The organism is Cognataquiflexum rubidum (assembly GCF_022538115.1).
GTDB classification, from domain to species: domain Bacteria; phylum Bacteroidota; class Bacteroidia; order Cytophagales; family Cyclobacteriaceae; genus Cognataquiflexum; species Cognataquiflexum rubidum.
The window spans coordinates 1-25,589 of sequence record NZ_JAKZAL010000023.1 but is presented as its reverse complement, the minus strand read 5'-3'; the positions used below and the strand labels follow the sequence as shown (position 1 = coordinate 25,589).

Annotated in this window: 15 protein-coding genes; 11 read left to right on the top strand and 4 right to left on the bottom strand. The window is 42.0% G+C overall.

The window, feature by feature from the left end; translation table 11 throughout:
- Nucleotides 1–24 precede the first annotated feature (24 nt).
- A complete protein-coding gene (locus MMU05_RS19375) occupies nt 25–3,642 on the bottom strand; it encodes a hypothetical protein (RefSeq protein ID WP_241143317.1) in 3,618 nt (1,205 codons plus the stop codon).
- A 395-nt stretch (nt 3,643–4,037) separates the two neighbouring features.
- On the opposite strand from MMU05_RS19375, the gene MMU05_RS19370 reads away from it, so the two are divergent.
- Entirely contained in the window at nt 4,038–4,631 is a 594-nt protein-coding gene (locus MMU05_RS19370; protein ID WP_241143316.1) for a hypothetical protein, read from the top strand.
- 65 nt (nt 4,632–4,696) lie between these two features.
- On the opposite strand, the gene MMU05_RS19365 is transcribed toward MMU05_RS19370, so the two are convergent.
- Nucleotides 4,697–5,008, bottom strand: a complete 312-nt coding sequence (locus MMU05_RS19365) for a hypothetical protein (protein ID WP_241143315.1) — start codon at nt 5,006–5,008, stop codon at nt 4,697–4,699.
- 218 nt (nt 5,009–5,226) lie between these two features.
- Here MMU05_RS19365 and polA point away from each other — a divergent pair, with 218 nt between their 5' ends.
- From polA to MMU05_RS19340, 5 genes are all read left to right on the top strand, one after another.
- Nucleotides 5,227–8,061: a DNA polymerase I gene (polA, locus tag MMU05_RS19360; RefSeq protein WP_241143314.1), complete on the top strand. Its 2,835-nt coding sequence runs from the start codon at nt 5,227–5,229 to the stop codon at nt 8,059–8,061.
- A gap of 196 nt (nt 8,062–8,257) precedes the next feature.
- Nucleotides 8,258–9,634, top strand: a complete 1,377-nt coding sequence (radA, locus tag MMU05_RS19355) for a DNA repair protein RadA (protein ID WP_241124424.1) — start codon at nt 8,258–8,260, stop codon at nt 9,632–9,634.
- Nucleotides 9,635–10,641: 1,007 nt separating this feature from the next.
- Nucleotides 10,642–11,958, top strand: a complete 1,317-nt coding sequence (locus MMU05_RS19350; RefSeq protein ID WP_241143313.1) for a S8 family serine peptidase — start codon at nt 10,642–10,644, stop codon at nt 11,956–11,958.
- Nucleotides 11,959–11,983: 25 nt separating this feature from the next.
- On the top strand, nt 11,984–12,217 hold the full coding sequence (locus MMU05_RS19345) for a hypothetical protein (RefSeq protein ID WP_241143312.1): 234 nt from the start codon (nt 11,984–11,986) through the stop codon (nt 12,215–12,217).
- A 631-nt stretch (nt 12,218–12,848) separates the two neighbouring features.
- Nucleotides 12,849–15,986: a WD40/YVTN/BNR-like repeat-containing protein gene (locus MMU05_RS19340; protein WP_241143311.1), complete on the top strand. Its 3,138-nt coding sequence runs from the start codon at nt 12,849–12,851 to the stop codon at nt 15,984–15,986.
- Nucleotides 15,987–16,466: 480 nt separating this feature from the next.
- Here the strand turns inward: MMU05_RS19340 and MMU05_RS19335 are convergent, their stop codons facing one another.
- Nucleotides 16,467–17,795 carry a glycoside hydrolase family 68 protein gene (locus MMU05_RS19335; RefSeq protein WP_241143310.1) on the bottom strand — a complete coding sequence of 443 codons (1,329 nt, stop codon included), beginning with the start codon at nt 17,793–17,795 and terminating at the stop codon, nt 16,467–16,469.
- Nucleotides 17,796–18,602: 807 nt separating this feature from the next.
- On the opposite strand from MMU05_RS19335, the gene MMU05_RS19330 reads away from it, so the two are divergent.
- The 5 genes from MMU05_RS19330 (at nt 18,603) to MMU05_RS19310 (ending at nt 24,810) form a co-directional block, all read left to right on the top strand.
- Complete coding sequence (locus MMU05_RS19330; protein ID WP_241143309.1) at nt 18,603–20,015, top strand: alanine/glycine:cation symporter family protein; 1,413 nt, start codon at nt 18,603–18,605, stop codon at nt 20,013–20,015.
- Between the two features lie 601 nt (nt 20,016–20,616).
- A complete protein-coding gene (locus MMU05_RS19325) occupies nt 20,617–21,273 on the top strand; it encodes an HAD family hydrolase (protein WP_241143308.1) in 657 nt (218 codons plus the stop codon).
- Between the two features lie 237 nt (nt 21,274–21,510).
- Entirely contained in the window at nt 21,511–22,269 is a 759-nt protein-coding gene (locus tag MMU05_RS19320; RefSeq protein ID WP_241143307.1) for a hypothetical protein, read from the top strand.
- A 172-nt stretch (nt 22,270–22,441) separates the two neighbouring features.
- Nucleotides 22,442–23,677: a DNA cytosine methyltransferase gene (dcm, locus tag MMU05_RS19315; protein ID WP_241143306.1), complete on the top strand. Its 1,236-nt coding sequence runs from the start codon at nt 22,442–22,444 to the stop codon at nt 23,675–23,677.
- The gene (locus MMU05_RS19310) at nt 23,674–24,810 is read left to right on the top strand and encodes a phospholipase D-like domain-containing protein (protein WP_241143305.1); all 1,137 of its coding nucleotides are present in this window, start codon (nt 23,674–23,676) and stop codon (nt 24,808–24,810) included. The genes dcm and MMU05_RS19310 overlap by 4 nt, the downstream gene beginning before the upstream one ends.
- On the opposite strand, the gene MMU05_RS19305 is transcribed toward MMU05_RS19310, so the two are convergent.
- Nucleotides 24,800–25,327: a hypothetical protein gene (locus tag MMU05_RS19305; RefSeq protein WP_241143304.1), complete on the bottom strand. Its 528-nt coding sequence runs from the start codon at nt 25,325–25,327 to the stop codon at nt 24,800–24,802. The genes MMU05_RS19310 and MMU05_RS19305 overlap by 11 nt on opposite strands.
- Nucleotides 25,328–25,589 lie beyond the last annotated feature (262 nt).

The window sequence follows — 25,589 nt, the reverse complement described above, 5'->3', positions numbered from 1 at the left end:
TTTAGGATAGAATTTCTAGTTAAATCAGGATTCGGTTTTTCCTTTCAATCCTGCTATACCTTTGCTAAATAAGGAATATAAACTTCCCAAAGCACCAACAATCCCCGCTACAAATGTCGTAGCTTGATCTAGAAAAGTTTTATCAAAATAACTGATCATGGCAATGGAAATCAGAATAAAACTGACTACTGCTATTTGTATAGAATTTACGTTTCCTCGTTTTTTCTGGTCAGCCTTAAATAATGACTTTTCTTCTTCAGTAATATTTATCAATAAAAATTGTCTGAAATTCCTATCAAATAGTTTTGGCAGTTCATCCTTTTTCCTGGACAAAACACCTTTTTGCAACAGTTCCAGTATTGTTGGTTTATTTGAATAATTGAAAAATCCTTCTTCGCAGTAGTAGTAACATACTTTTTTTTCTTCAAAGCTTAATTCAGACCAGATATTATAGAAATATGCTTTTCTGGATCGGATCAGGATATTTGTCTCCTCCTCTCCAAAACTATCAGCAATAAGATCCGGAGGTATTGTGATGGGTATATACTCAAAATGGAAAGAAGAAAACAGCTCCGAATAATTTATTTGATCGAATCTTTGACTGAAGGAGCGGAAATGTTCTCTCCATGAAATCCCGGAAGTGAGGATCAAGCGCACACCATTGAGATGAGCAAAACTTATCATGTGAGGTAATTTTTCGACCAACAACTTCTGATCCGGCAAACAATGGATGTTTTGAATCAGCCAAATCTTTTTCGCGGTTAGGTCAGGGGTATTTCTTTCTCCCCATAATAAAGTAGGGTTTGAGGCACAATCCGTCATCTCAATAAGCCCGGGATCATCAGTCAAATTTTCTTCGACCCATTTTAAGTTTATGTCAGAATCAATTCCTACTAAAAATAAACTTTGCATAGATTCTTTTAACTTCTGGTCTGCTTTAGGTTTATCGTCTTGAAAATAGCTGAAATCAAGTAAGTATATTTTATAAATTAAAGCCATAACCAGCCAAACCAATCCCGATACAATCACAAAGAAGATTAAAACCACACCAAAGATCTTCCAAGGACTTTTAGGAATTCTTTTACCATAATTTTCAGTAAACTGCGGATCGAGAATATGATTTTTTATTATTGGTTTTATATGGGATCTGTTGGGATAGATAAACGAGGTTACCAAAGGATCGGTCTGACCAGTTATATTCCCAAAGAAATTTCTCCGTATTTCATCATATTCCTGCCAAAACCCATCGGGTTTCGTAAAATCGTTGGGCTTAATATTCCTTTCCCAAAAATTGGATTCGTAACCATGGATTTTTGAATAGATGATGTATCCGGGAATAAATCCGATCATGAATATCCACATTACAAAAAAGTTGGTAAATAGGTAGTGGAAGTCGATTGTAAGCCTTTTATGCTTCAAAGCAATTTCTTTCTGATGCGCCTTATTTTCAATTTCTTCTTTCGACCTGTCTAATTCTGTATTTAATCTTCTATCCGCTTTATGCTGTAATGCCTCCAGCTTTTTTCTTTTTAGAGAAACAAAAACAGTAGATCCGATTACCCAAAACAAAAGAAAATAATAATGCCATGTATTGAGAAAAAAGAAAAGCTTAACAAAAGTCAGGATCAGGATAACTCCCATAAAGAAATAAAACAAAATTATCTGTCTGTTAGCTGAAATAGTCATTTCTAGCCGATAAGAAAAAGTTCTGCGCGCATCTGTAATCTCAACCCAAACAGGGCCAAGTAAAATAAACATGACAATCCTATAATGAAAAGTATTGATTACGAGGATCAAGAACATCCCGAAAAAACTCACCCATGTCAGGTGATAGTAATAAAGGATCACAAAAAGAGAAAATACCGAAAACTTTATCAAAAACTTAAAATTTTCAAGTTTTGATTGTTTTGGGAAAATGTAGTTATAGGCAAAGTTTTCCAGCTGCTGGTTTTCAGTGCTGAATCGGTTTATCTTATTGCTAAAAGAAATAAATGACAGAAACAGAAGATATAGAAGTATAAAGGCAAAAGTTTCGTAAGTGACCAAAGAAGAATAAACGTGTTCCAGATGTTCATCTTTGAGATACAAAAACCACAGCGATTGATCAAACTCAGTTTTAGGTTGTAACTTAGTCAGTGTGCCCAAAAATGCATGTCCATCCAGGTATAAAGGTATTTCCCATTTAAAATTACTTGTATCACCTTTATTTTCGTTAATGATTCCATTTACTTCATTCCACTTAACGGAGGATAACAGCTGAGAAATGCTATCTGCAACGGCTTTGATTCTTTGACTTTTGTATATAATCAGTCCATCATCTTTAAACAAGATAAATTCCCTGGTATCATTATACCCGTGACGGATCTCGGAGCCCTTCAACTCAAATGTGATTGCTCTTACCTCTTTTTGTGAAGGTTGGAGTTCACTGATGACAGATTCCAGCACCGCGCTTTCTATGGAATAGTGAGAGCCTATGTAAAGTTGCTTTGACGGAGAAGCATCGAATAATGTGTCTCTTTTTGAATCATTTTTAAGTTCTCTTTTTGAGTCATTTTTAAAATTGTAATAATACTCTCGATGTCTAAGGGAGGTAATTAATGTTGAAATTGTATCAGGCGTTCCTTTATCAAATATTTTGTCGACACCTCCTTCAGGGTTGATTTTAATCAATTCATTATACTTGTTTTCTTGCCATAAAGTATCCCATTGCTGTAAAATCTTGACCTTGGATTCAACTTTTTGGCTAAGATCATTTTTGATAGAAATTATTGCGTTATCATGGTCCGAATCAGGAATCGGGTGGTGATTTTTAAAAAAAGAAAATCCAAAACCAATCATCACCATTATCCCTATCAATGATAATCCTATAGAAAAAACTCCAAAACGGGTCAATTTATCACCTTCCATAAAACCAAAAAATGAGATTATCGGGGTGGAGAAAAACATCAATCCCAATAAGAAAACCAGGATTGTAAGATTTGTAAAATCCACCTTTCGGCCGATTGATTCAAAATATGAGGTTTTAATAATAGCAGTAAGATAAAAGTCAAGGTTGCCGATCACGACAGGTGTGGAATAAGCCAGATAATCCTCATCATTATATATAATCTGGTCCTTATAAATAGGTACTTCAAAAAAATCACTTTTCTTATTTTTTAAATTCGCAAATGATTTGCCTATTTCATCATAAGGATAAATAACTGATCCTGAGGTATCAGTCAGAAATATAGTTTCATAAAATTTCTGCTTGTTGATTTTACTTAAAAGGTTGTCAAAAGTTATATTTTTTAATTTTCCGTTAATTTCTATCTCTAGAAATGGTTTAGTTTTATCATCTGAATTTAATCTCGAATTGTCAACTTTAACGTTTTTAAAAATTATATCTTGATTAGAATTAGGATCAGGTTTTCTACCATTTTTTTCTATTTCATTCTTAATAATGCTTCGCTTTTCATTCTGTAGACTTTGGCTGATCAAAGATTGGTATCCAACTTCAAAATTTCCTTTTATCAATTCAATATTTCTTATGGCTTGGTCTTGGAGTTCTAACCTGTTCCTTCTAGATTGTTGAAACAGCATGAAAGCAATGACTACAACTGCCACCATAAAAATTCCCCATATCTTGAAGTTCTTGAGCCCCATAAAAATTTTGTTTAAAAAGAAAAAACAATATACAAATACTGTTGAAAATCAAAAAGATATGAACATGTTTTCTTTGAAAAAGAATATAAAAATCCGGAAGCTTAGTCGCCTGTTTTTTTCAATTTTCTTTGGAAATCCAACCCTTTAAAAAAAGGAAGCCTTTACCCACAATTGAAAATAAACCACCTAATTCCCCTGCAATCCGAACCTCAAATGTGGATTTTCTGACCGATTATTAACTGAAAATCGCAAAGTTAATAATCATGCAGTTTCAAAAAATCAATTTCGATTCTCCGTTTTTTGGATTTTTATAAATATACAGGCATATTTATTGCTTATCTTCGTAGCTGGGAAAAGTTAAAAATCGAATAAAGAAAGTTATAACGGCCAATTCAATGAAAAAATACCAACTCTATCTTATCCTCATTATTTTTTTGTCATTTCCTGCATTTGGACAGGAAGCAGATTCTTTGGGATCACTTAACAAAGGTACGATAAGCAGTCAATTTGACTTTCTCATCAAGTCCTCCAATAACTACCAAGACTACAAAGTCATCAAAAAAACGAGCCTTGAGAAATTCAAAGCCAATGTTTTAGATTCTTTGAACCTCTTTAAAAATCAACTTCAAACTGTCAACCAAAGCCTAGCCGAACAGCAATCCAAAATTGCCGGATTTGACAAAGAAATCGCCGACACCAAAGCACTTCTCACCACAGCCGAAGCTGCACGGGACAATTTTGAGTTCTTTGGAATGCCCATCTCCAAGTCTGCCTATAACAACCTTATGTGGACTATTGTAGCTGTATTGGCTGCAGCTTTCCTTTTCTTCTTGTTCAAATACAGCCAAAGCCATAAGCTTATCTCAAAAGCCCAAAAAGATCTTTCTGATACAATTGAGGAATTTGACCAACACCGAAAAAATACCCTTGAGAGGGAACGCAAGCTCAAAAGAGAATTGGTAGACGCCATGAACGGAAAAATCAACTGACATTATTTACCAAAAAAAATCCCGCAGAAATTACTTTCTGCGGGATTTTTTGTTTCAGGAATATTCTAGGTCAATAGAATCAACAATAGGATAATGATGATGATTGCGCCGATAGAAAGGTAGACACCGCCACCCAATTGTCTGGCCTCGGCCTTCATTTCCTTAAGCTCATTTCTCACTTCTTTTCTTTCCTCATTACTCAAATCAGCCAGGTCCATAGACTTGATTTCTGATACCCTTGATTCGATTTCGGCAAGACGAACTTTTTGTTCAGCAGTCAATTCTTCTTTTCCCTCTTTGTTACCTTTGGCGTCTGCAGCCGGCGAAATCGTCAAAAATAAGGCGCAGAAAGAGAGTACATAAATTATTTTTTTCATAGAGATATTAGTTTAAAAGAGATGATTAAATACTAATGAAGATAACCTGTTTTTTCGGTTTTTCAATAACCGAGCCAAAATAACAAATCTCGATTTTTTTGAAAATCAGAAAGGGATTTGTTTTCTGTTCCTGCCGTTTAATTATTATTTGTAATTTAGCCATTCTTTGAAAATCCCACTTTCGGGAGCCAATCTTTCTACCTCAACCCAATTAACTCATGTCCCCAAAAGGAGATAAAAAACTTTTCTTGCTTGATGCCATGGCCTTGATTTACAGAGCCCATTTTGCATTCAGCAAAAATCCCAGAATCAATTCCAAAGGCCTCAATACAGGCATTATGCTTGGCTTTACCAATACCCTTCTTGAAGTTTTGGAAAAGGAAAAACCTACCCATATCGCGGTAGCCTTTGACACCAAAGCCCCCACCTTTAGACATATACAGTTTGAGGCTTACAAAGCCAACCGCTTGGAACAACCTGAAGACATTGAGGTAGGCATTCCATGGGTCAAGAAAATCGTGGAAGGATTCAATATCCCCATTTTGGAAATGGATGGTTTTGAAGCCGACGACATCATCGGCACCATTGCCAAAAAAGCGGAGAGAACAAGTTTTGTCGTTTACATGATGACCCCTGACAAAGATTATGGGCAGATTGTGGAAGATCATATTTTCCTTTACAAACCGGCCTTTATGGGCAACGGTGTCGATATCATGGGGCCAAAGGAAGTCTGTGCCAAATGGGATATCGAGCATGTGGATCAGGTTAGGGATATTTTGGGGCTAATGGGTGATGCCGTAGACAATATCCCGGGAATCCCCGGAATAGGGGAGAAGACTGCGGTAAAATTTTTAAAGGAATTTGGTTCCGTCGAGGGATTGCTTCAGAATACGGACAAACTCAAAGGGAAGCAAAAGGAAAATGTGGAGAACTTTGCCCAACAGGGATTGCTTTCCAAGGAACTTGCCACCATCAAAATCGATGTTCCTGTGGCTTTCGACGAAGTCGCCCTTCGCTACGATGGACCAAATGAAGAGAAGTTAAAAGCCCTCTTCTCTGAACTTGAATTCAGGACATTGACCCAAAGGGTATTTGGGGAAAAGATGAAAAAAGCTCCGGCCAAAGCCAATGAGCAGTTGGGATTATTCGGACCGGTGGATACAGGAAAGACCTTTTCCTCGACGGCCGACGAAGAACTGACTGAGGAAGAAGTTCCGACAGCAGAAGTCCCGCAAGTCTATGACAGTATCCTCACTACGGCAAATGATTACCATAAGGTCGAGGGAGAAACAGCCATCAGGGAATTACTCTCTTATCTGGAGCTTCAGGATGAATTTTGTTTTGACAGTGAGACCACCTCACTCAACCCAAATGAGGCAGAATTGGTTGGGCTTTCCTTTGCCTATGTTCTCGGTGAGGCATTTTACATTCCTTTCCCTTCGGATCAGGAAAAAGCGAGGAAACAACTTGAGCTTTTCAGGGGGATTTTTGAAAATGAAAACATCACCAAAATAGGTCAGAATATCAAATACGACATGCTTGTGTTGAAAAACTACGGCATGGAAGTCAAAGGCAAACTCTACGATACGATGCTTGCCCATTACCTGATCGAACCTGAAGGAAAGCATTCCATGGATTGGCTGGCACAGCAGTACCTGAGCTATAAGCCGGTATCCATCGAATCCCTTATCGGCAAAAAAGGTAAAAACCAGGGGAATATGCGTGATGTGGAAGTGGACGAAGTGGTCGCTTATGCTGCCGAAGATGCTGACATTACGCTAAAACTGAAGCAAAAATTTGACCCTATCATCAAAGAGAACGGCCTTGAAAAGCTGCTCCATGAAGTCGAAAACCCCTTAATTGAAGTTCTGACGGACATGGAATTTGAGGGAGTAAAAATAGATACCGCAAGTTTGGCAGAGCTCTCCATACTCTTGGAAGATGAAAGCAAAGTCATCGAAAAAAGAGTCTATGAATTGGCCGGGGTTCGGTTCAACCTCGCCTCTCCAAAACAGTTGGGGGAGGTGCTTTTTGAAAAACTCAAACTCGATCCCAAAGCCAAGAAAACCAAAACCGGTCAATATGCCACGGGAGAGGAGATTCTGAGCAAGCTTGCCAACGAACATGAAATCGCTGAAGCCATACTTGAGTACCGTCAGATGGTGAAGCTGAAGTCCACCTATGTGGATGCTTTGCCTACTATGATCAATCCAAAAACAGGAAGGGTCCATACGACTTACAACCAGTTTGTGGCCGCCACCGGCAGGCTTTCCTCCATCAATCCCAACCTGCAAAATATCCCTATCCGGACTGCACGGGGCCGGGAAATCAGAAAGGCTTTTGTACCGAGAGATGAAAACCATGTGATCCTTTCCGCCGATTACTCGCAGATCGAACTGCGCATCATGGCGGCTTTTTCACAAGATGCCTCCATGATCGAAGCCTTCAAACAGGGCAGGGATATCCACGCCACGACAGCGGCCAAGATTTTCAAGTTGCCCTTGGAAGAAGTGACTTCAGACATGAGAAGAAAGGCCAAGACGGCCAACTTCGGGATCATTTACGGTATATCGGTGTTTGGATTATCTCAGCGCTTGGCAATCCCAAGGTCAGAAGCCAAGGAAATCATTGATGCTTATTTTGCAGAATTTCCGGCAGTAAAAGAATACATGGATGGTGCCATCGAAAAAGCCAGAAAAAACGAGTATGTGGAAACCATTCTTGGCCGCCGCCGCTACCTCCGTGATATCAATTCACGGAACATGACCATGCGAAGCTTTGCAGAGCGGAATGCAATCAATGCCCCGCTGCAGGGTTCAGCTGCCGACCTGATCAAAGTCGCCATGATCAATGTGTACCGATGGATGAAAAAGGAAAAACTCAAATCCAAGATGATCCTTCAGGTGCATGACGAATTGGTCTTTGACGCACACAAGGACGAGGTGGAATTGCTCCAAAGAGAAATCCCAAAACTGATGTGTAATGCTGTCAAAATCGATGTTCCCCTCGAAGTCGAAACCGGCGTGGGGAAAGATTGGCTGCAGGCACATTAAGGAGACATGAGATGTGAGACATGAGACGTGAGATAGTTTCTACGAAGGATTAGAAGCAATCTTATAAATTAGAAATCCCTAATCTTCACGAAATCCACATAAAACTTCAAACCATATCTTTCTTTATATTCCCAATTTTCAATTCACCAGAAAACTGTCTCTTGTCTCACGTCTCATATCTCATGTCTTAAAAAAAATGGCTAAAACAAAAACCACCTTCTTCTGTCAAAACTGTGGCGCACAAAGCCCCAAATGGATCGGGAAATGTCCCGCTTGTGGGGAATGGAATACCTATGTAGAGGAAGTCATCCAAAAGGAAGAAGCCGGAAAAGGGAATTGGAAAGCTATAGGATCGAGAGAAAAAAGGGCCTCCACCCCCAAGCGCCTGTCTGAAATCAACTTTGAGGAGATGCCGAGGACGGTGACCCATGATGCCGAATTGGACAGGGTCTTGGGCGGAGGAATCGTACCGGGTTCGTTGGTGTTGATCGGGGGTGAACCTGGTATCGGGAAGTCCACGTTGATGTTGCAGATAGCGCTTTCCTTGCCAAAAGTAAAAGTACTTTACGTCTCAGGAGAGGAAAGCGAGGCCCAGATCAAGATGCGTGCAGAGCGGATGGCTTTCAAATCCGACAATTGCTACGTGCTGTCCGAGACGAATACCCAACAGATTTTTCAACAGATAGAAATCCTTCAGCCTGATTTATTGATCATCGATTCAATCCAGACTCTCCATAGCCAATATGTGGAATCCGCAGCCGGATCTGTTTCCCAAGTCCGGGAATGCACCGCTGAGTTGATGAAATTCGCCAAGGAAACCGGAGTTCCTGTTTTCCTGATTGGCCATATCACCAAAGACGGTTCCATCGCCGGACCCAAGGTCCTCGAACATATGGTGGATACAGTTCTCCAATTTGAAGGAGACAGACACCTCTCCTACCGGATCCTCCGGACTTCCAAAAACAGGTTTGGCTCCACCAATGAGCTCGGTATCTATGAAATGCGTGCCGAAGGCTTGCGACAGGTGGCCAATCCCTCAGAGATTTTACTGACGCAAAGGGAGGAGGTCCTCAACGGTGTCGCGATCGGTGCCATGCTCGAAGGGAACCGCCCACTTTTGATAGAAATCCAATCTTTGGTCAGCCCTGCCACCTATGGTACACCACAGCGGAGCAGTACAGGTTTTGATGCAAAGCGATTGAATATGCTTTTGGCAGTCCTGGAAAAAAGAGGGGGAATGCGCTTGGGTCAGCAGGATGTTTTCCTCAATGTTGCCGGCGGGATGCGTGTGGACGACCCGGCATTGGACCTTGCGGTCTGTGCCTCTTTGGTATCTTCTTATGAAGACAGTCCCGTTCCGGAGGACATCTGTTTTGCGGGAGAAGTAGGATTGGGAGGAGAAATCAGGGCGGTAAACAGGATTGAAAACAGGATTGCTGAGGCAGAAAAATTGGGATTCAAAAGGATCATGGTTTCCAAATATGCCATCAAGGGATTGGATGTAGACAAGTACAGGATCCAGGTTATTGCAGTGAGTAAATTGGAGGAGATGTATCAGAGGCTGGTGGGGTAATTTGATTATCCAGGTCCTTTGCGGTAAAAGAAAAAGTTACCTTACGCCGAGCCGCAGAGCAATAAAATGGTGAATTTAGAATTCTGAATGGGAGCTCTGTGCCCGTGACCTCTGTGGTAGAAAAATAGATTTAACCACAGATGAACACGGATTTTCACAGATGGTTAGAGGTAACATTGGACATTTTTTACCGCAATGATCGCAACGGTTTGATAAGAACACAAGGTGGCTTTCTTAAGGCTTTTTCTTTGCGTTTTTGCACCTTCGCGGGACATCTTCTCTTCTTCTTTTTTTGCGTCCCTGCGTCTCCTGCGTGATATATATTGTAATTTTTTCTCCGTGTCCTCCGTGAGCTCCGTGGTAAATTATTCTTACCGATTCTCCCTTTGCAACCCATTGAGATACCTTTGGGTCCTTTGCGGAAAAAGAAAAAATACCTCACGCGGAGCCGCAGAGCAATCAAATGATGAATTTAGAATGCTGAATGGAAGCTGATCTCTGTGCCCGTGACCCCTGTGGTAGAAAAATAGATTTAACCACAGATGAACACAGATTTTCACAGATGGTTAGAGGTACCATTGGACATTTTTTACCGCCATGATCGCAACGCTTTTGCTAAGAACGCAAGGTGGCTTTCTTAAGGCTTTTTCTTTGCGTTTTTGCGCCTTCGCGGGACATCTTCTCTTCTTCTTTTTTTGCGTCCCTGCGTCTCCTGTGTGATATATTATTGTAATTTTTTCTCCGTGCCCACTGTGTCCTCTGAGGTAAATTTTTTTTGCGCCTTTGCGCCTTCGCGGGAAACATTTCTCCGTGCCCTCCATGGGCTCTGTAGTAAATTATTCTTACCGATTCTCCCTTTGCGACTCCTTGCGATAACTTTGGGTCCTTTGCGGTAATATGAAATCGAATACCTTAAACTTCAATTATACCCTTGACAATCAATAATATAATTTTTTTTTGTAAATTAGGTTTGTTTTTAATTCCATTCACTTTTCAATCCCAAAGCCATGTCAGATCAAATAGAAACACTTGAATCAAAACCAGAATTCACCGGCAAACGCCTGGTAATGTTGGATCATAACGCCAAATTTAAACAAATAGAGGGTGAAGCAGGCGAGGCCTCCCTAAGGTTGGCATCCTCTAGTGATTTTAAGTCCCATGAGGAGGACTATGTGAAAGCTTTTGACCAGGCTGACGGCATCGTTTTTGAGAATTTTGGTGTAGCGGTCATCAATGAAAACCACCAAGAGGAAATCAATGTTCTAACGAGTGCCGCTAGGGTCAACAGTTTTCTTTATGATGAACCTGAGCGCTTTGTCTATGCCATTGCAGCAGCCAAATCACAAGCCTCAGGGGGATTTTGGCAATGGCTTTTAGCATTATTGGGAATAGGCAAAAAACCTCCTGTTACACCCTCTCCGGGTAATCCGACACCGAACCCTGCCCTGCCGAATTCCTATTCAGACATAGCAGCGGCCTATTGGGGCGTTCAGGCGGTTCGTGCCCTGACAAGTCCTTATAAAGGCAAAAATATTCCCATTGCGATATTGGATACGGGTTTTTTGCTTGGCCATCCTGATTTTCAGACGAGGGTGATCCAAAGCAAATCCTTTATATCCGGAGAAGATGTCAATGACCTCAACGGACACGGCACGCACTGCACAGGAGTCGCTGCAGGAGGATTGCGGGGTTCCAACCAAAGCAGGTATGGTGTCTCTTTTGACTCAAATATTTTTATTGGCAAAGTACTTTCCAATGCAGGTTCAGGGGCAGACAGCGGTATCATTGCAGGTATGGATTGGGCGATGAGCAATGGCTGCAAGGTTATCTCCATGTCTCTCGGGGCGGCGACAAGGCCCGGACAAAGCCACTCCAGGATTTATGAGGACATTGCCAAACAGGGTTTGCAAAGAGGAACCTTGATCATTGCAGCAGCAGGAAATGAAAGCAATCGGTCATCCAACAGCATCAAGCCTGTCGGTCATCCAGCCAACTGTCCTTCCATCATGGCAGTGGCTGCTGTGGACAGGTTTTTGAAAGTGGCGAATTTTTCCTGCGGTTCCATCAACGGTGATGGTGGTGAGGTAAATATCGCCGGTCCAGGAGTAGCAGTCATGAGCGCATACAAATCTCCCCAAAACTACACTTCCATCAACGGTACAAGCATGGCAACACCTTTTGTGTCCGGGGTGGCGGCGCAATTGTGGGAACAAAATCCAAATGCAACGGCTTCCCAGATTTGGGAAAAGTTGGTCAATACGGCCCGGCCAATCGGCTTGCCGGCAAGTGACGTAGGTGCAGGACTTGTACAGAGTCCACAGTAATTTTAACTAGATACCCTCAAAAAAAATGGCAAAGCATCCCACAAAATTCATTGCCTCCATAGAGGAAAATGAAATCGGTAATATTCAGAATATCGCCGAAGCCCTTGAAGGAAAAGGTTGTAAAATCACCAATATCCTCTCTTTTACCGGGGTAATCTGCGGTGAAACTGACGGAGATGAATCCAGCCTTCAGGAATTGAAAATCAAAGGAATCAAACACATCGAGGAAGATGGTGAAGTAGAGGCTTTTGGGGGATGAGGTTTGAAGGATGAGATTCGAAGGAGGAAGGATGAGGTGGTGAGAGGTAAAAGGTGAAAGGTGGTCGGGAAGTCGGGGGGTCAGGAAGTTGGGAGATTGGGAAGGTCGGGAGGTTTTTTTGAAAACGCTTTGGTAAAAAGTAAGAGGTGAGAGGTTAGAGGTCGGGAAGTAGGGAGGTCGGGGGGTCAGGAAGTTGGGAGGTTGGGATGTTTTTGGGAAAGGATTTGGTAAAAAGTAAGAGGTGAAAGGAGGAAGAGACTTGACCTTGTCATATCGACCAGAGGGAGATATCTTTTTGAAGGATGAGATTCGAAAGAGGAAGGATGAGGTGGGGAGAGGTAAGAGGTGAAAGGTTAGAGGTCGGGAAGTCGGGAGGCTGGGAAGTCGGGGGGTCAGGAAATTGGGAGGTTGGGAAGGTCGGGAGGTTTTTTTGAAAACGCTTTGGTAAAAAGTAAGAGGTGAAAGGTGGAAGAAATGACCGATGACCGATGACGGATGTTTTTTGTTTGAAGTAAACTCTGAACAAACGACCAAGCACCTCAAATTCCCGAAAAGTCATCCATCAAATACCATATCCTAAAACCGACATTTTTTTATAACTTGATTGCCTTCAATAGCCACCTATCTTCTGATGAAAAAACTTATTCTTGCCCTCCTCTTTCTTGGCGCCTTCCAACTCTCGGCACAGGATTTCAAAGAAATCAACAACACCCTCAAATATAGAAACATAGGTCCCTTCCGTGGAGGGAGGTCGGTGACTTCTTCGGGTGTGGTCAACGATCCGCTCACCTACTATATGGGAACTACAGGCGGCGGTGTCTGGAAAACAGAGGATGCAGGACAGCATTGGAATAACATTTCTGATGGATTTTTTACAACCGGTTCGGTCGGTGCGGTATCCGTCTCCGAATCCAACCCCAACATCGTCTATGTCGGCATGGGCGAGCATGCACCCCGTGGGGTGATGACCTCCTATGGCGATGGTGTCTACAAATCGACCGATGCCGGAAAAACATGGAAGAAAATTGGGTTGGAAAAAACCCAACATATCTCCAGAATCGTCATCCATCCTACCAACCCGGACATTGTTTTTGTTGCTGCGCAAGGTGCACTCCATGCACCCAACGAAGACCGGGGCATCTACAAATCTACCAATGGCGGAGAGACTTGGGAGAAAGTGCTTTTTGTTGACAATAAATCGGGTGCCGTGGAACTGTCCATGGACATGAATTATCCCGAAGTTCTTTATGCCGCCATGTGGGAGCATCAGCGACTTCCATGGAAAGTCATCAGCGGTGGACCCGGTAGCGGTCTTTACAAGTCTACCGACTCCGGCAAAACCTGGAAGCCCCTCTCCAACGGACTTCCCAAAGAGAAGGGTAAAATGGCGATTGCTGTTTCCCGTGCCAATTCAGATAAGGTGTATGCCTTGATAGAAAGTGATTCAGACAAAGATCAGGGCGGACTTTTTGTCTCTGAAAACGGAGGCATTGATTGGTCTATGGTCAGCGGCGATAACAGACTGGTTCAAAGAGCCTGGTATTATATAGAAGTTTTTGCTGATCCACAGGATGAGCATACAGTGTATGTGCTCAGTGCCCCGGCCCTCCGCTCCATCGATGGCGGCAAAAGCTGGGAAGTGCTACCCAGTGCCCATGGCGATTACCATGACCTTTGGATCAATCCCAAAAACTCCAAAAACATGGTCATGGCAGACGATGGGGGTGCAGCAATTTCTTTCAACAATGCCAAAACATGGTCCACTCAAGCCAATATGCCGACTGCCCAAATGTATCGGATCAATACCGACAACCAAATCCCCTACCGTATCTATGGCGGACAGCAGGACAATACGTCTTTGGTCATCAACAGCATGGCTTTGGGAAGAGGTGGGATATCTCAGGAACATTGGAATTACTCTGCAGGCGGAGAAAGTGCGTTTTTGGCATTCAATCCTGATGATCCAAGGTACGTTTTGGGAGGCAGCTACCTCGGGACCATCGAAGTTCTCGACCACAAATCCCTGGGAAGCACCAATATCATGATCGCTCCTATCCAATACCTAGGCAGAAATGCCAGCGACATGAAGTACAGGTTCAACTGGAATGCCCCGATCATCTGGTCACAGCATGAACCCGACACCTACTACCATGGATCGCAATATGTCCTGAGGACAAAAGACATGGGCCAAAGTTGGGAAGTAATCTCTCCCGATCTAACCAAAAATGAAAAGGAAAAACAAGGAAAAGGCGGAGGTCCTTACACGAATGAGGCAGTAGGCGCCGAAAATTATGGCACCATCAGCTACATTATGGAATCTCCCCACGAAAAAGGACACATCTGGGTAGGGAGCGACGATGGGCTTGTTCACCTGACCCGTGACAATGGAAAGACATGGACCAATGTGACTCCAAAAGGCTTGACAGAATGTCTCATCAACGCCATCGAAGTTTCCCCTCACGATCCGGCCACAGCCTATATCGCTACCACCCGCTACAAGTTCAATGACTATACTCCTGCAATTTACAAAACCACCGACTACGGAAAAACCTGGACGAGTATCAGTAAGGGAATCCCTTATGGTGCGTTTACCAGAGTAGTGCGTGAAGACAACGTGGTAAAAGGACTGCTCTATGCAGGTACAGAAACCGGCATCTACATTTCCAGAAATGGAGGCACAAGTTGGGGACCTTTTCAGTTGAACATGCCGGTCACGCCGATCACTGACCTGAAAGTAGCCCACAATGACCTGATCGTCGCCACTTCGGGACGCTCTTATTGGATCTTGGACGACCTTAACCTCGTCCGCGGAATCCAACCCTCTGTGGATAAACCCCTCCTCTACCAACCTGACGATGCGATGTTGGGGAATTGGTATTCTCCCTTAAATGGCAACAGCGAAGAGTTCAAGGGAACACATCCTTTTGAGGGAGTCAATCCTGCCAATGGCGTGGTGATTTATTACCATTTGCCGGCATCGGTGAATGACTCGACAACACTGACCTTGGAGATCAGAGACGAAAAAGGGGAATTGGTAAGGACATTTTCAAGCAAAAAAGACCCATCGTTTATCAAATACGATGGCGGCCCTTCAGCAGAACCCACCTTGACTGTCAAAAAAGGAGTGAACCGATTTGTCTGGAACATGCGCTATCCAACAATGCCGGGCGTGCCCTCTGCTTACTTGGAAGCAAGTTTCTCAGGTCATAAGGCCATTCCGGGTAATTACACTTTATTATTAAAATCAACTTTGGGAGAAAGCACCAACACGGCCAAGATTGTTGACAATCCGGATTTTGGACTGAGTGCAGCTGACTATCAGGAATACCACGAATTTATGTCAAAGATGGAAGCCGAGCTTACTTCCATGCATACGATGATCAATGAAGCAATGGCTTACCAACAGCAACTGAAGCCACTTTTGGCCAAAATCAAAAGCGATGCTTCCAAAAAAGAACTGCATGCTTCCGGGACAAACCTGCTGAAGGAAATGCAGGCTTGGGATGAAGACATGCTGCAACGCAAGTCGCAAGCTTATGACGATGTCGAAAACTTCCCCAATAAATTCACTGCCAACTACCTGTACCTGATCAATCAGACTGAAAGCTCGATCCCTCGAGTCACCAAAGGATCCAAAGACCGTCTTGAGGAACTGACCAAAGAATGGGAAGTGCTGAAAGCCAGGGGAGAAAAGCTCTTGAAGACCTCGATACCAGCCTACAACAAATCCTTGCAGGAAGCGGGGGTTGGGGTTTTGTATGGGGGTTGAGAGATTGGAAGATTGAGGGGATTGGAAGATTGGAAAATTGGAAAATTAAAAGGTTGGAAGGTTTTAAAGTTGGAAGGTTGCGAAAGGGTGAGAGGTAAAAAGTGAAAGAGATTTATCCTTGTCATATCGACCAGAGGGAGATATCTTTTGAAGTATAATTAGACTTCTCCTCTGCACTGTGCGTCATCCTGAAGGAGGTACGACTGAAGGATCTCATTTACTTATGGTGAGACCCTTCGCTTTACTCAGGGTGACGACTCCGACAATTACGTCATTGGTAAGAGGTTCCGCCTGTACCGTGTTTTCGGGAAAGATGAAGGATCTCATTAATGAGAGACCCTTCGTTTCACTCAGGGTGACGGCCATTAAACTCCGGGAGAAGTATCTAATTTTAAAACAGCGGTTCTTCATCTACGCACAAAAAAAAATGCCGGATCATGTCCGGCATTTTGATTTAAAAAAGATTTTGGTAAAGAAAGATTATGGTAAAGACGGAGGGAGTCTGTGACTCAATGTCACCAGATTTCCATTTACTAAAAGCACTAACCTTGGGGCAAGAGTACCTCCAAAATGCAGTTTGTCCCAATCTTCTCCCAAAGCACCGAAGTCTCCAACTTCCAGGCCAGGCGCAATATTGTAGTAATTGGTATTGCTCAATACGGTTTTATCCTGCAATACATGCCAAGAGAAGGTTGCGTAAGGATCCTCTGTTGGATTTCCCGCTACAAGCGCGCTTCCATTGAGAGGCTCGTAGGGCCCGAGGAAATCGTCACATGCAAATCCGTACATCCCTTCAGGAGAATCAATCCTATCCATAACCTCAGGAGAGAATTTCTCGATGTGGGTAGAAAAAAACAGGTAGTATTTATTGTCGAGCTTGACAAAATGGGGTCTTTCCAATTCTGAATTGATGTTGGTCACCACCAAAGGAGGAAGAAGCTTCCATTTGCTCATGTCATTGCCAATAGCTTCCGCCAAACCCACTGCACCGTTGTAGGTAGTGATGTCACCGGCTTCTCTGGCTGTGAAGGTCATATAAATCTTGTTGGTCGCAGGGTCTTTGTAGACAAAAGGATCTCTGAATGCAAATACAGTTCCGGTGGCGTCCATGCCGGTGGCAGGTTGGTAAATTGCTCCATCCGCCTGCAATACCACTTTATGTGCGCTAAAGTTTTCAAATACAACAGTCTCCGGCTGATTGGCAACTTGAGCAGTCGCTAAGGCTATTCTTTGTTCGTAGGAAATACCACCATCCCCACCCGGAGCACCACTATTTATCCTTCCAGACTCCAATTCACCTTTAACACCCGTAGCAGTGTAATAGAAATACACGGTTCCTTGATCATAATAAGCTGATCCAGCCCACTGACGGGAACCGATGATTGCTTCTTCTGTGAATACCATTCCGGCATCTTTCCACGTGATACCATCTTTGGAAATGGCATAGCGGTGTCTCACGATATCGTGTCGCTTTCCTGATAGCACTGTATCCGGTGCAGTCAGGACGATCATGACCCGGTGTCCATTGATGTTTGCAATCGATCCATCCATGTTCAGGATAGGCCAATAATCCCACTGATGATAGCCGGGCATGAGATCCACCCCTTCGTCAAAATCCACCCGAGGGATCGTGTTACCAGAATTTCGCGAAATCAGACGGACTTGCGCGGCCGTCCACTCTACAGTTTGCACCGTTGCCGGATCTGTTGGTTCAACAACAGGCGGCTGCTCATCTACATCACAGGAAGCGAGCAAGAAAAGTCCTCCTGCTACCAAAAAAGGGAGTATAAAATTTTTTTTCATCATCATAAAGTTTAAGTTTTAATAAAATAATTGTGTGTATATGCGCGATGGTGCCAGTAAGACCGAATTTCAGAATAGTCCACATCAGTAAACTGATAAGTCCGTTGCATCCCTGCCCCCGGCAGGCGTTGGTCTTTCGACTTCCTCCCGAGCTACCGGAATTCCTCCCCGATTGTAGTAGAAAATGGATCACCGGCAAAAAAGCGTTTATCCACAGACTCTTATATGTCAAACCCTGCGCCACTAAATATCTGTTAGTTCCTGTAAAATGGGTTCTGTTACCCTCTAAAAATGGCGTCAAAAATATTTACTGTAACCATTAAGGTATATTAGAGCACCTCAATAGGGTTTTTTGCAAAGCACAAACGGAAGGCTGATCCAAAGTGGCGAGTTTCTTTCTGGGATATCTATAAGCTTTCCAATGAAATTTGCAATTAATAAGTGGTTCAGCACATTGTTCTGTTCGGGTGCTTCCCGAATTCAAGCAAACATTGCCGGTCTTTGGAAAAAAGAAATGGGGTAAGGCGGTCTCCCCCAAGGATATCTGAGGTTAGAGAAAGCATATCATTCTGCTACCAAGAGGAGTTTTTGCTGTTCCGATAAATTTCATTTGATACCTGTGGCAAGCGTGTACCTTCAGTATCATGCTGCTAACCCATTATCCCGATCATCTTTTCAACCCTCCCACAGAGAATAAACAGCAATTAATTTGAAGAAGGTTATATATTTGGCCAGGACTCAAAGGGTTACACGATTCTTTGCCACCGCCACCCCCAAAAACCATTTACTAATCCAATCAGCGTACCCTACTACATGGAGCAAATAGTATACTTTATCAATGACATCATTTGGAGCAATGCCCTCATCCTTCTTTGTATGGGCGCCGGCATCTACTTTTCCATCCGCACCGGATTTATGCAGGTGCGCTATTTCAAGGAAATGGTCCGACTGCTTTTTGTGGGAAAATCCTCTGACAAGGGCGTCTCTTCCTTTCAGGCTTTTGCGATAGCCATGTCCGGAAGGATCGGAACGGGAAACATCGCCGGTGTAGCCACGGCCATTGCCATGGGCGGCCCGGGTGCCGTTTTTTGGATGTGGGCCATTGCGTTTTTGGGCGCAGCCTCAGCGTATATTGAAGCTACCTTGGGACAGATATTCAAAGAAGTCAAAGACGGGCAGTACCGTGGCGGTCCGGCCTTTTATATAGAAAAAGGTCTCGGGATCAAATGGTATGCCGTCCTTTTTGCCTTTGTGACCATCTTGAGCATGTCTCTGCTGCTTCCCGGCGTACAGAGCAACAGCATTGCGCTGAGCGTCAAAACAGCCTTCTCCATTCCTGTGGAAGTTACAGGAGGTATCATTTGTCTGCTTCTTGCCTTGATCATTTTTGGCGGGGTCAAAAGGATCGGCAAAGTAGCTGAGATCGTCGTCCCCTTTATGGCATTGGGTTATATCCTGATGGCACAGACGATCATCTTCCTCAATTTCTCTGAAATACCCAATGTCGTCCGACTCATCGTCGGCTCGGCATTCAACCTCGAAGCCACTTACTCCGGTGTGTTTGGGATGGCCATCGCCTGGGGAATCAAAAGAGGAATTTATTCCAATGAAGCAGGTCAAGGTACAGCACCGCACGCCGCCGCTGCCGCCGAGGTCGCCCACCCTGCCCAACAAGGCTTGGTGCAGGCATTTTCGGTGTATATCGACACACTTTTTGTCTGTACCGCTACCGCATTTATGATCCTTTTTACGGGTCAGTTTAACGTCATCAATCCCGAGGGAGGCTTTATCGTCGAGAATATCCCCGGCGTATCCATCGGCGCAGAATATACCCAAAACGCCATCAGCCACCATTTTCCTTCCATCGGAGCGGGATTTGTGGCAATTGCCTTGATGTTCTTTGCTTTTACGACCATCATGGCGTATTACTACATTGCGGAGACGAACCTGAGTTACCTTCAAAAAGACGGCAAGCAAAAATGGCCGACTTATGTCCTGAGGATATTGATCCTGGTGGCTACCTTTTACGGTTCTGTCCGCACCGCCGAATTGGCCTGGACTTTTGGTGACATCGGCGTAGGCCTGATGGCTTGGCTCAACGTCATTGCCATCCTGCTGCTCCGCAAACCTGCTTTGGCAGCACTGAAGGATTTCAAAAAACAAAAAGACGCGGGCGTGGATCCTACTTATGATTACGAGGGAGAGAAGAAGAAGTGGAGTAAGTAGGGGAGTACGAAGTATGAAGTACGAAGTATGAGGAGGTAAGAAGTTAAAGGTGAGAGGTGAGAGGTGGGAAGTTAGGAAGTGGGGAAGTTGGGAAGTTAGGAGGGTGAGAGGTGAGAAAAAGTACGAAGTACGAAGTATCCGAGTGGGAGAGAATTACCCGTCATCCTGAGTCCCCAACATTTTTAGAAATTTTCAGTAAATGAAATGACGTTGAGGGTTTTCTAATTTGGCCTCGGCAAGCTCGGCCACCGTGGTTTTTTAGGTTAAGGGGTGGGGAGGAAAAAGCGGCTGTGCCGCTTTTTCCTCCCCACCCTCAAAAACCCAATATTTCGTTCCCCGAGCCTGCCGAGGGGTAATTTAGACTAACGTCATTGGTAAGGAGGTACTGCTTGTCCCGTTTTCATCGGAAACTGAAGGATCTCATTTACTTTAGGTGAGACTCTTCGCTTCACTCAGAGTGACGGCCCCGACAAACATGACCTTTGGACTCGACTTTAAAACCTTTCAACTTTTTAACCTTAAAACCCTTTAATTTACAATCTCTCTTAACCTTACCAGAATTCAGTCTCCTGTCTCACGTCTCATATCTCCAGTCTTTATCATGAAACTACCCAAAGCAATTATTTTTGACATGGATGGGACCTTGGTGGATAACATACCCTATCACCGGGATGCGTGGCTGGAGTTTTTGCAGAAACACGGAATCCATCTCCATGCACATCAATTCCATGCCCAAAACCATGGAAATATCGATGAAATGATGCGGCGGTTTTTTCCCCAAATCAAAGATCCTTACCAGCTTTATGAGCTCGGACAGGAAAAAGAGCGCACCTATCGAGAAATGTACCGCCCCCATATCCGTGAAGTAAATGGCCTCAGCCTTTTTCTCCAACAGATGAAAGCCAAAGGAATCATCGGCCTCTTGGCGACGATGGGTGATCCTCCCAACATTGACTTTACTTTGGATAGCCTCGGAATCCGTTCTTATTTTTCTTTTACCACCGGTGGGCATGAAGTCACCAAGGGCAAACCCGACCCGGAGATTTTCTTGCTGAGTATGCAAAAGGCCGGTTTGAAGGCGGAAGAATGCCTCGTCATCGAAGATTCCCAAGGAGGGATCTTGGCGGCAAAGCGTGCCGGGATACAGGTTGTCGGGATCAGTACTTCAGAAAGCAAGGAAAATTTGGTCTCTTTGGCTTGTGATGGGGTAGTAGCGGATTTTGAGGAGTTGGGGAGGGAGATGTTTCTAAATGATTAATCCTATTTCTTTGGATCTTTAGAATTTTTTACTACATTCATAGTATTCAGAGTAATCTTGATCACCCCTACAAGCACTCTGGGTCAGTTCCACATGGTAGCAAAGGTAAGTCTAGGGTAACCCAGAGGCGGAGTATCGTCTACTCAGACACGGAGTATCGTCTACTCAGACACGGAGTATGGGTAAGGGATCTATAACGGGACTATAGGGGAACTGTAACGGAAAGTATACGGAACTATGGCTAGACAGACAGGAATATTTCGCTTTAAGGGCAAAATGGGCGGCCTCGATTTTTACCAAAGCGAGGGTGTGGATATGGTTCGGACAAAGACAGGTCCGACGACCCAACAATATAAAAACAGTCCTGAATATGAAGGTTCGAGGCAGGCATCCAATGATTTTGGGACGGCGGGTGGCTTGGCGGGGAAACTTAAACATGCAATCATATATATGTATGGTCCGGCTTTGAACCCTCACATCAACTCCAAGTTGACCGGTATTTTTACCTCCGCCTTAGCGAAGGACAAGATCCATCAACGGGGTGAGCGGAAAATCTTTTATGGTGATGTCAGCAAACTTGAAGGAATCAACTTTACTGCCAATACCAATCTGCGTTCTACTTTGGGCAGATTGCCGGTCTTTTCAGAAATAGAGAAAGGCAAATCATTCCACTTCGATTTTGGAGGTATCCTTACTCCCCCATTCACTGAAGCTGCAGGTTCCCGACCGTACCAAGTCATTATCGGCTTGGTGGCTTTGTCAGAAGATTCCGATCCCACTGTCGAGTGGCAGGAAAGCGGGATGTTGGAAGCCGGACAAAAGCTTTCGGATTTAGGCCAAATGGAACTGTCCTTTGAAGGTCACCAAATCCAAAAAGTCATTTTGGGAATAGTAGGTATCAAGTTTTTCGATGTGGTCAATGGCCAAACGTATTCCCTGAAGGAAGGCGGAGCGATTGGGGTGGTGGGGTGTTTTGTGGGAGGGGAATTAGTGTGAACAGTTGTTTTTTTTTAGAAAATAATTTCAGATGCTGGATATAAAATAGATTAGAACCCAAAATGATTTTACCCCAATTTGTGACAAGGTTTTTCATTGTTCTTTTTATATTTAATAGATTGCGGACATTCCATAAATTTTTTAATTTTTGAATAGTCTAAATGAATATTATATGAATTTGAAGGAAAGCGAGCTGATCGAAGAAGTCTTTGGCAAAAAATTTAAATTGAAAATCGTTGAGGATCTGGATTATGAAAGGGCGGCCTTTACTCATTATTTGTATTCACACGATCAACCTGAAGGAGAAATTTTCAAAACCAAAGCAGTTGATTATTTTAAAAAATTAGAAGAAATCAGGCGAAATCAAGAGTTTACTTGGGAAGCAGCCGAAGAAGCAATTCAATATTCATTATTTGATTACAAAACCCAAGTACCTTTCCCAGAACCAGAATTCCCAGCTTTCAAATTTATAGACCTATTTGCAGGAATTGGTGGCTTTAGGTTAGCTTTTCAAAGTTTAGGGGGGAAATGTGTATTTACAAGTGAATGGGATGAACAAGCAAAGAAAACGTACTTTGCAAATTTTGGCGAGGTGCCATTTGGGGATATCACAAAAGAGGAAACCAAAGGTTTTATTCCTAACAACTTTGATATTTTGTGTGCAGGCTTCCCTTGCCAAGCTTTTTCAATTGCCGGTTACCAAAAAGGTTTTGCAGATACTAGGGGTACTTTATTTTTTGATCTTGAGCAGATAATTGAAAAAAAAAGGCCTAAAGCAATTCTTCTTGAAAATGTTAAAAATCTTGCAAGTCATGACAACAAAAGAACTTTAAAAGTTATTCTCGAAGTCTTAGAGGAAAAGCTTGGTTATAGGGTAGTTTATAAAGTATTAAATTCAATGACGCATGCAAATATTCCTCAAAATAGAGAAAGAATATTCATAGTTGCTTTCGATCCTAAACAGGTTAAAAATTACATGGATTTCACTTTTCCTGAACCAATTCCTTTGACTAAGACTATCCATGATATAATTGATGGAAATAAAAAGGATGAGAATTTTTACTATTCAAAGAATCACATGTATTATGACAGACTTAATAAATCAATGACCTCTACCGATACTTTATATCAATGGAGAAGAGTCTATGTCAGAGAAAATAAAAGTAATGTTTGTCCTACATTAACTGCAAATATGGGTGCAGGGGGGCATAATGTTCCTCTTATTCGAGATAAATATGGAATAAGAAAACTTACTCCTCGAGAATGCTTTTCATTTCAAGGATATCCTGTTTCTGAATATGTCTTTCCAAAAATTGCTAATAGCAAGTTATATATGCAGGCAGGAAATTCCGTTACAGTTCCATTAATCAAAAGAATAGGTGAAAATATTCTGGAAGTATTGCTATGATAAATTTCGTTGAACTTGATAAAAAAAATAATGGGAATTATTTGAAACTTCTTGGAGCAGTTTCAAAGTTATCAGGTCTTTTTAGTGAAAGTTCTATTCCATTCATTAACTATAGGGTTGCAGAAAACATCTTTTGTAAGAGTTTTGATGCGATAAATTTATCTCGGTCGGATACATCATTTGACGCAAATTTTCAATCCATAGGAATTGGTCTTAAAACATTTACTTGCCCATCATCCTCTAGTACAGAGAAAATTGCTGAATTTAACTCTTTATCAAAAACGCTAAACATTCTTAAGGGTGAGGATTTGGTAATTCAATTGAGCGAATATAGAAACGATAGGATTGACTTAGGCCTTAGAGTTTATGATATAAATTCATCTCTTTATCATATAGTTGCAAGGAGAAATAAGGAATTGATTTTATTTGAAACTGAATATGAAAAAATAAAAATTGATAAAATATCAAATATAAAACAAACAACAGCGGGGTTATCTTTCGATGATGGTCAAAATTTTTATACTTTTAATTTCTCAAAAAGTACATTATTTAGAAAATTTCAAATTCCTAAAAATGCATTCCATTTTCCTATTGATATAATTGAAGACCCTTACACTATCCTTTTAGAATTATTAGACGGTAAACAACCCAGTTTAGCAACTGATAAATTGGTAAGAGGAGTTAATTATATTGTTTTACCTCTGTATGGGGTCAAAGAAAAGAAAAAATTTGTATTTGAAAAAAGCGGATTAAATCAATGGAATGCTGGTGGAAGAACAAGAGATAGTGGTGAGGTTTATATTCCTATACCCATAGAAATCCACAAGTATTTCCCCAACTTTTTTCCTGAAAGAAATACTTCATTTGATTTAAAAATTCCTACAGGTAATATTTTTAAAGCAAAAGTGTGTCAAGATAATGGTAAAGCCTTAATGACTGATCCCAACAAAGCTTTATCCGACTGGCTGTTAAGAAAGGTGTTAAAACTTAAGGAAGGTGAATTGGCTACAATAGAAAAATTAGACGAACTTGGATTTGATAGTGTAATTATTATTAAGGACGATAAAAACAAATATCGAATTGATATAACGAAAACCGGTGCTTTTGAGAAGTTCTCTAACCTCAATCAATAAATTTTAAAACCTCCTCTAGTTCCTCGAGATTTTCAAATTTTTTCATTTGCTCATAATCTGGCTCAAATTGCACTCCTAAAATTGAGTCATTTGATGACTCATTTATTAGCCTTTTGATATTTTCTTCAAAAATTATTCCCCCAATAAAATAATTTCTATCAGGTTTATGATAGATTAATACATGATGGCATATTTCGCTTTCTTTTAGATTTATTTTCTTTTCTTTTGAAAAAGTGAGTAATCTTATTTTTTTATTAAAAAACTTATATTCTAGTCGATTATAGTTTTTTTGTTTTCTTCTCTCCCAATCAAAATCACCTAAACCAAGGTATTTTTCAAATGCAAATTCAGAAGAAATATCAATTCTAAGTTTATTAAAATATGCTTGGGCATCGTATTTATCTCTTAACTTACCCATATCTTCAAGATCTAGATGGGACAAAGCAACCTCTTGAATTTTAACTTCTACAAATCTAGGCAATTCAATTTTGTGGAAATTTTTCTTTAAATCAATCATTTTATTTTTTCATCAGTTAAACTAAATAAACAAATATTTTATCTTACAGATTATAATTAATCTTTTTGATTTTTATATAAATTTCAATTATGAAAAAAAGAATAGAGGAAATTGAAGGACTCATTGATTCATTTGGCCATATAAAAGTCAATCATCCAAAATATTTTGATAAGTTATTTTCTTATTATGTATATCCGCAATGATACCAGTGGCCAAATAAATATAAAGTGACAGCTAGTGACAATCGTTATTTGTTAAAGAT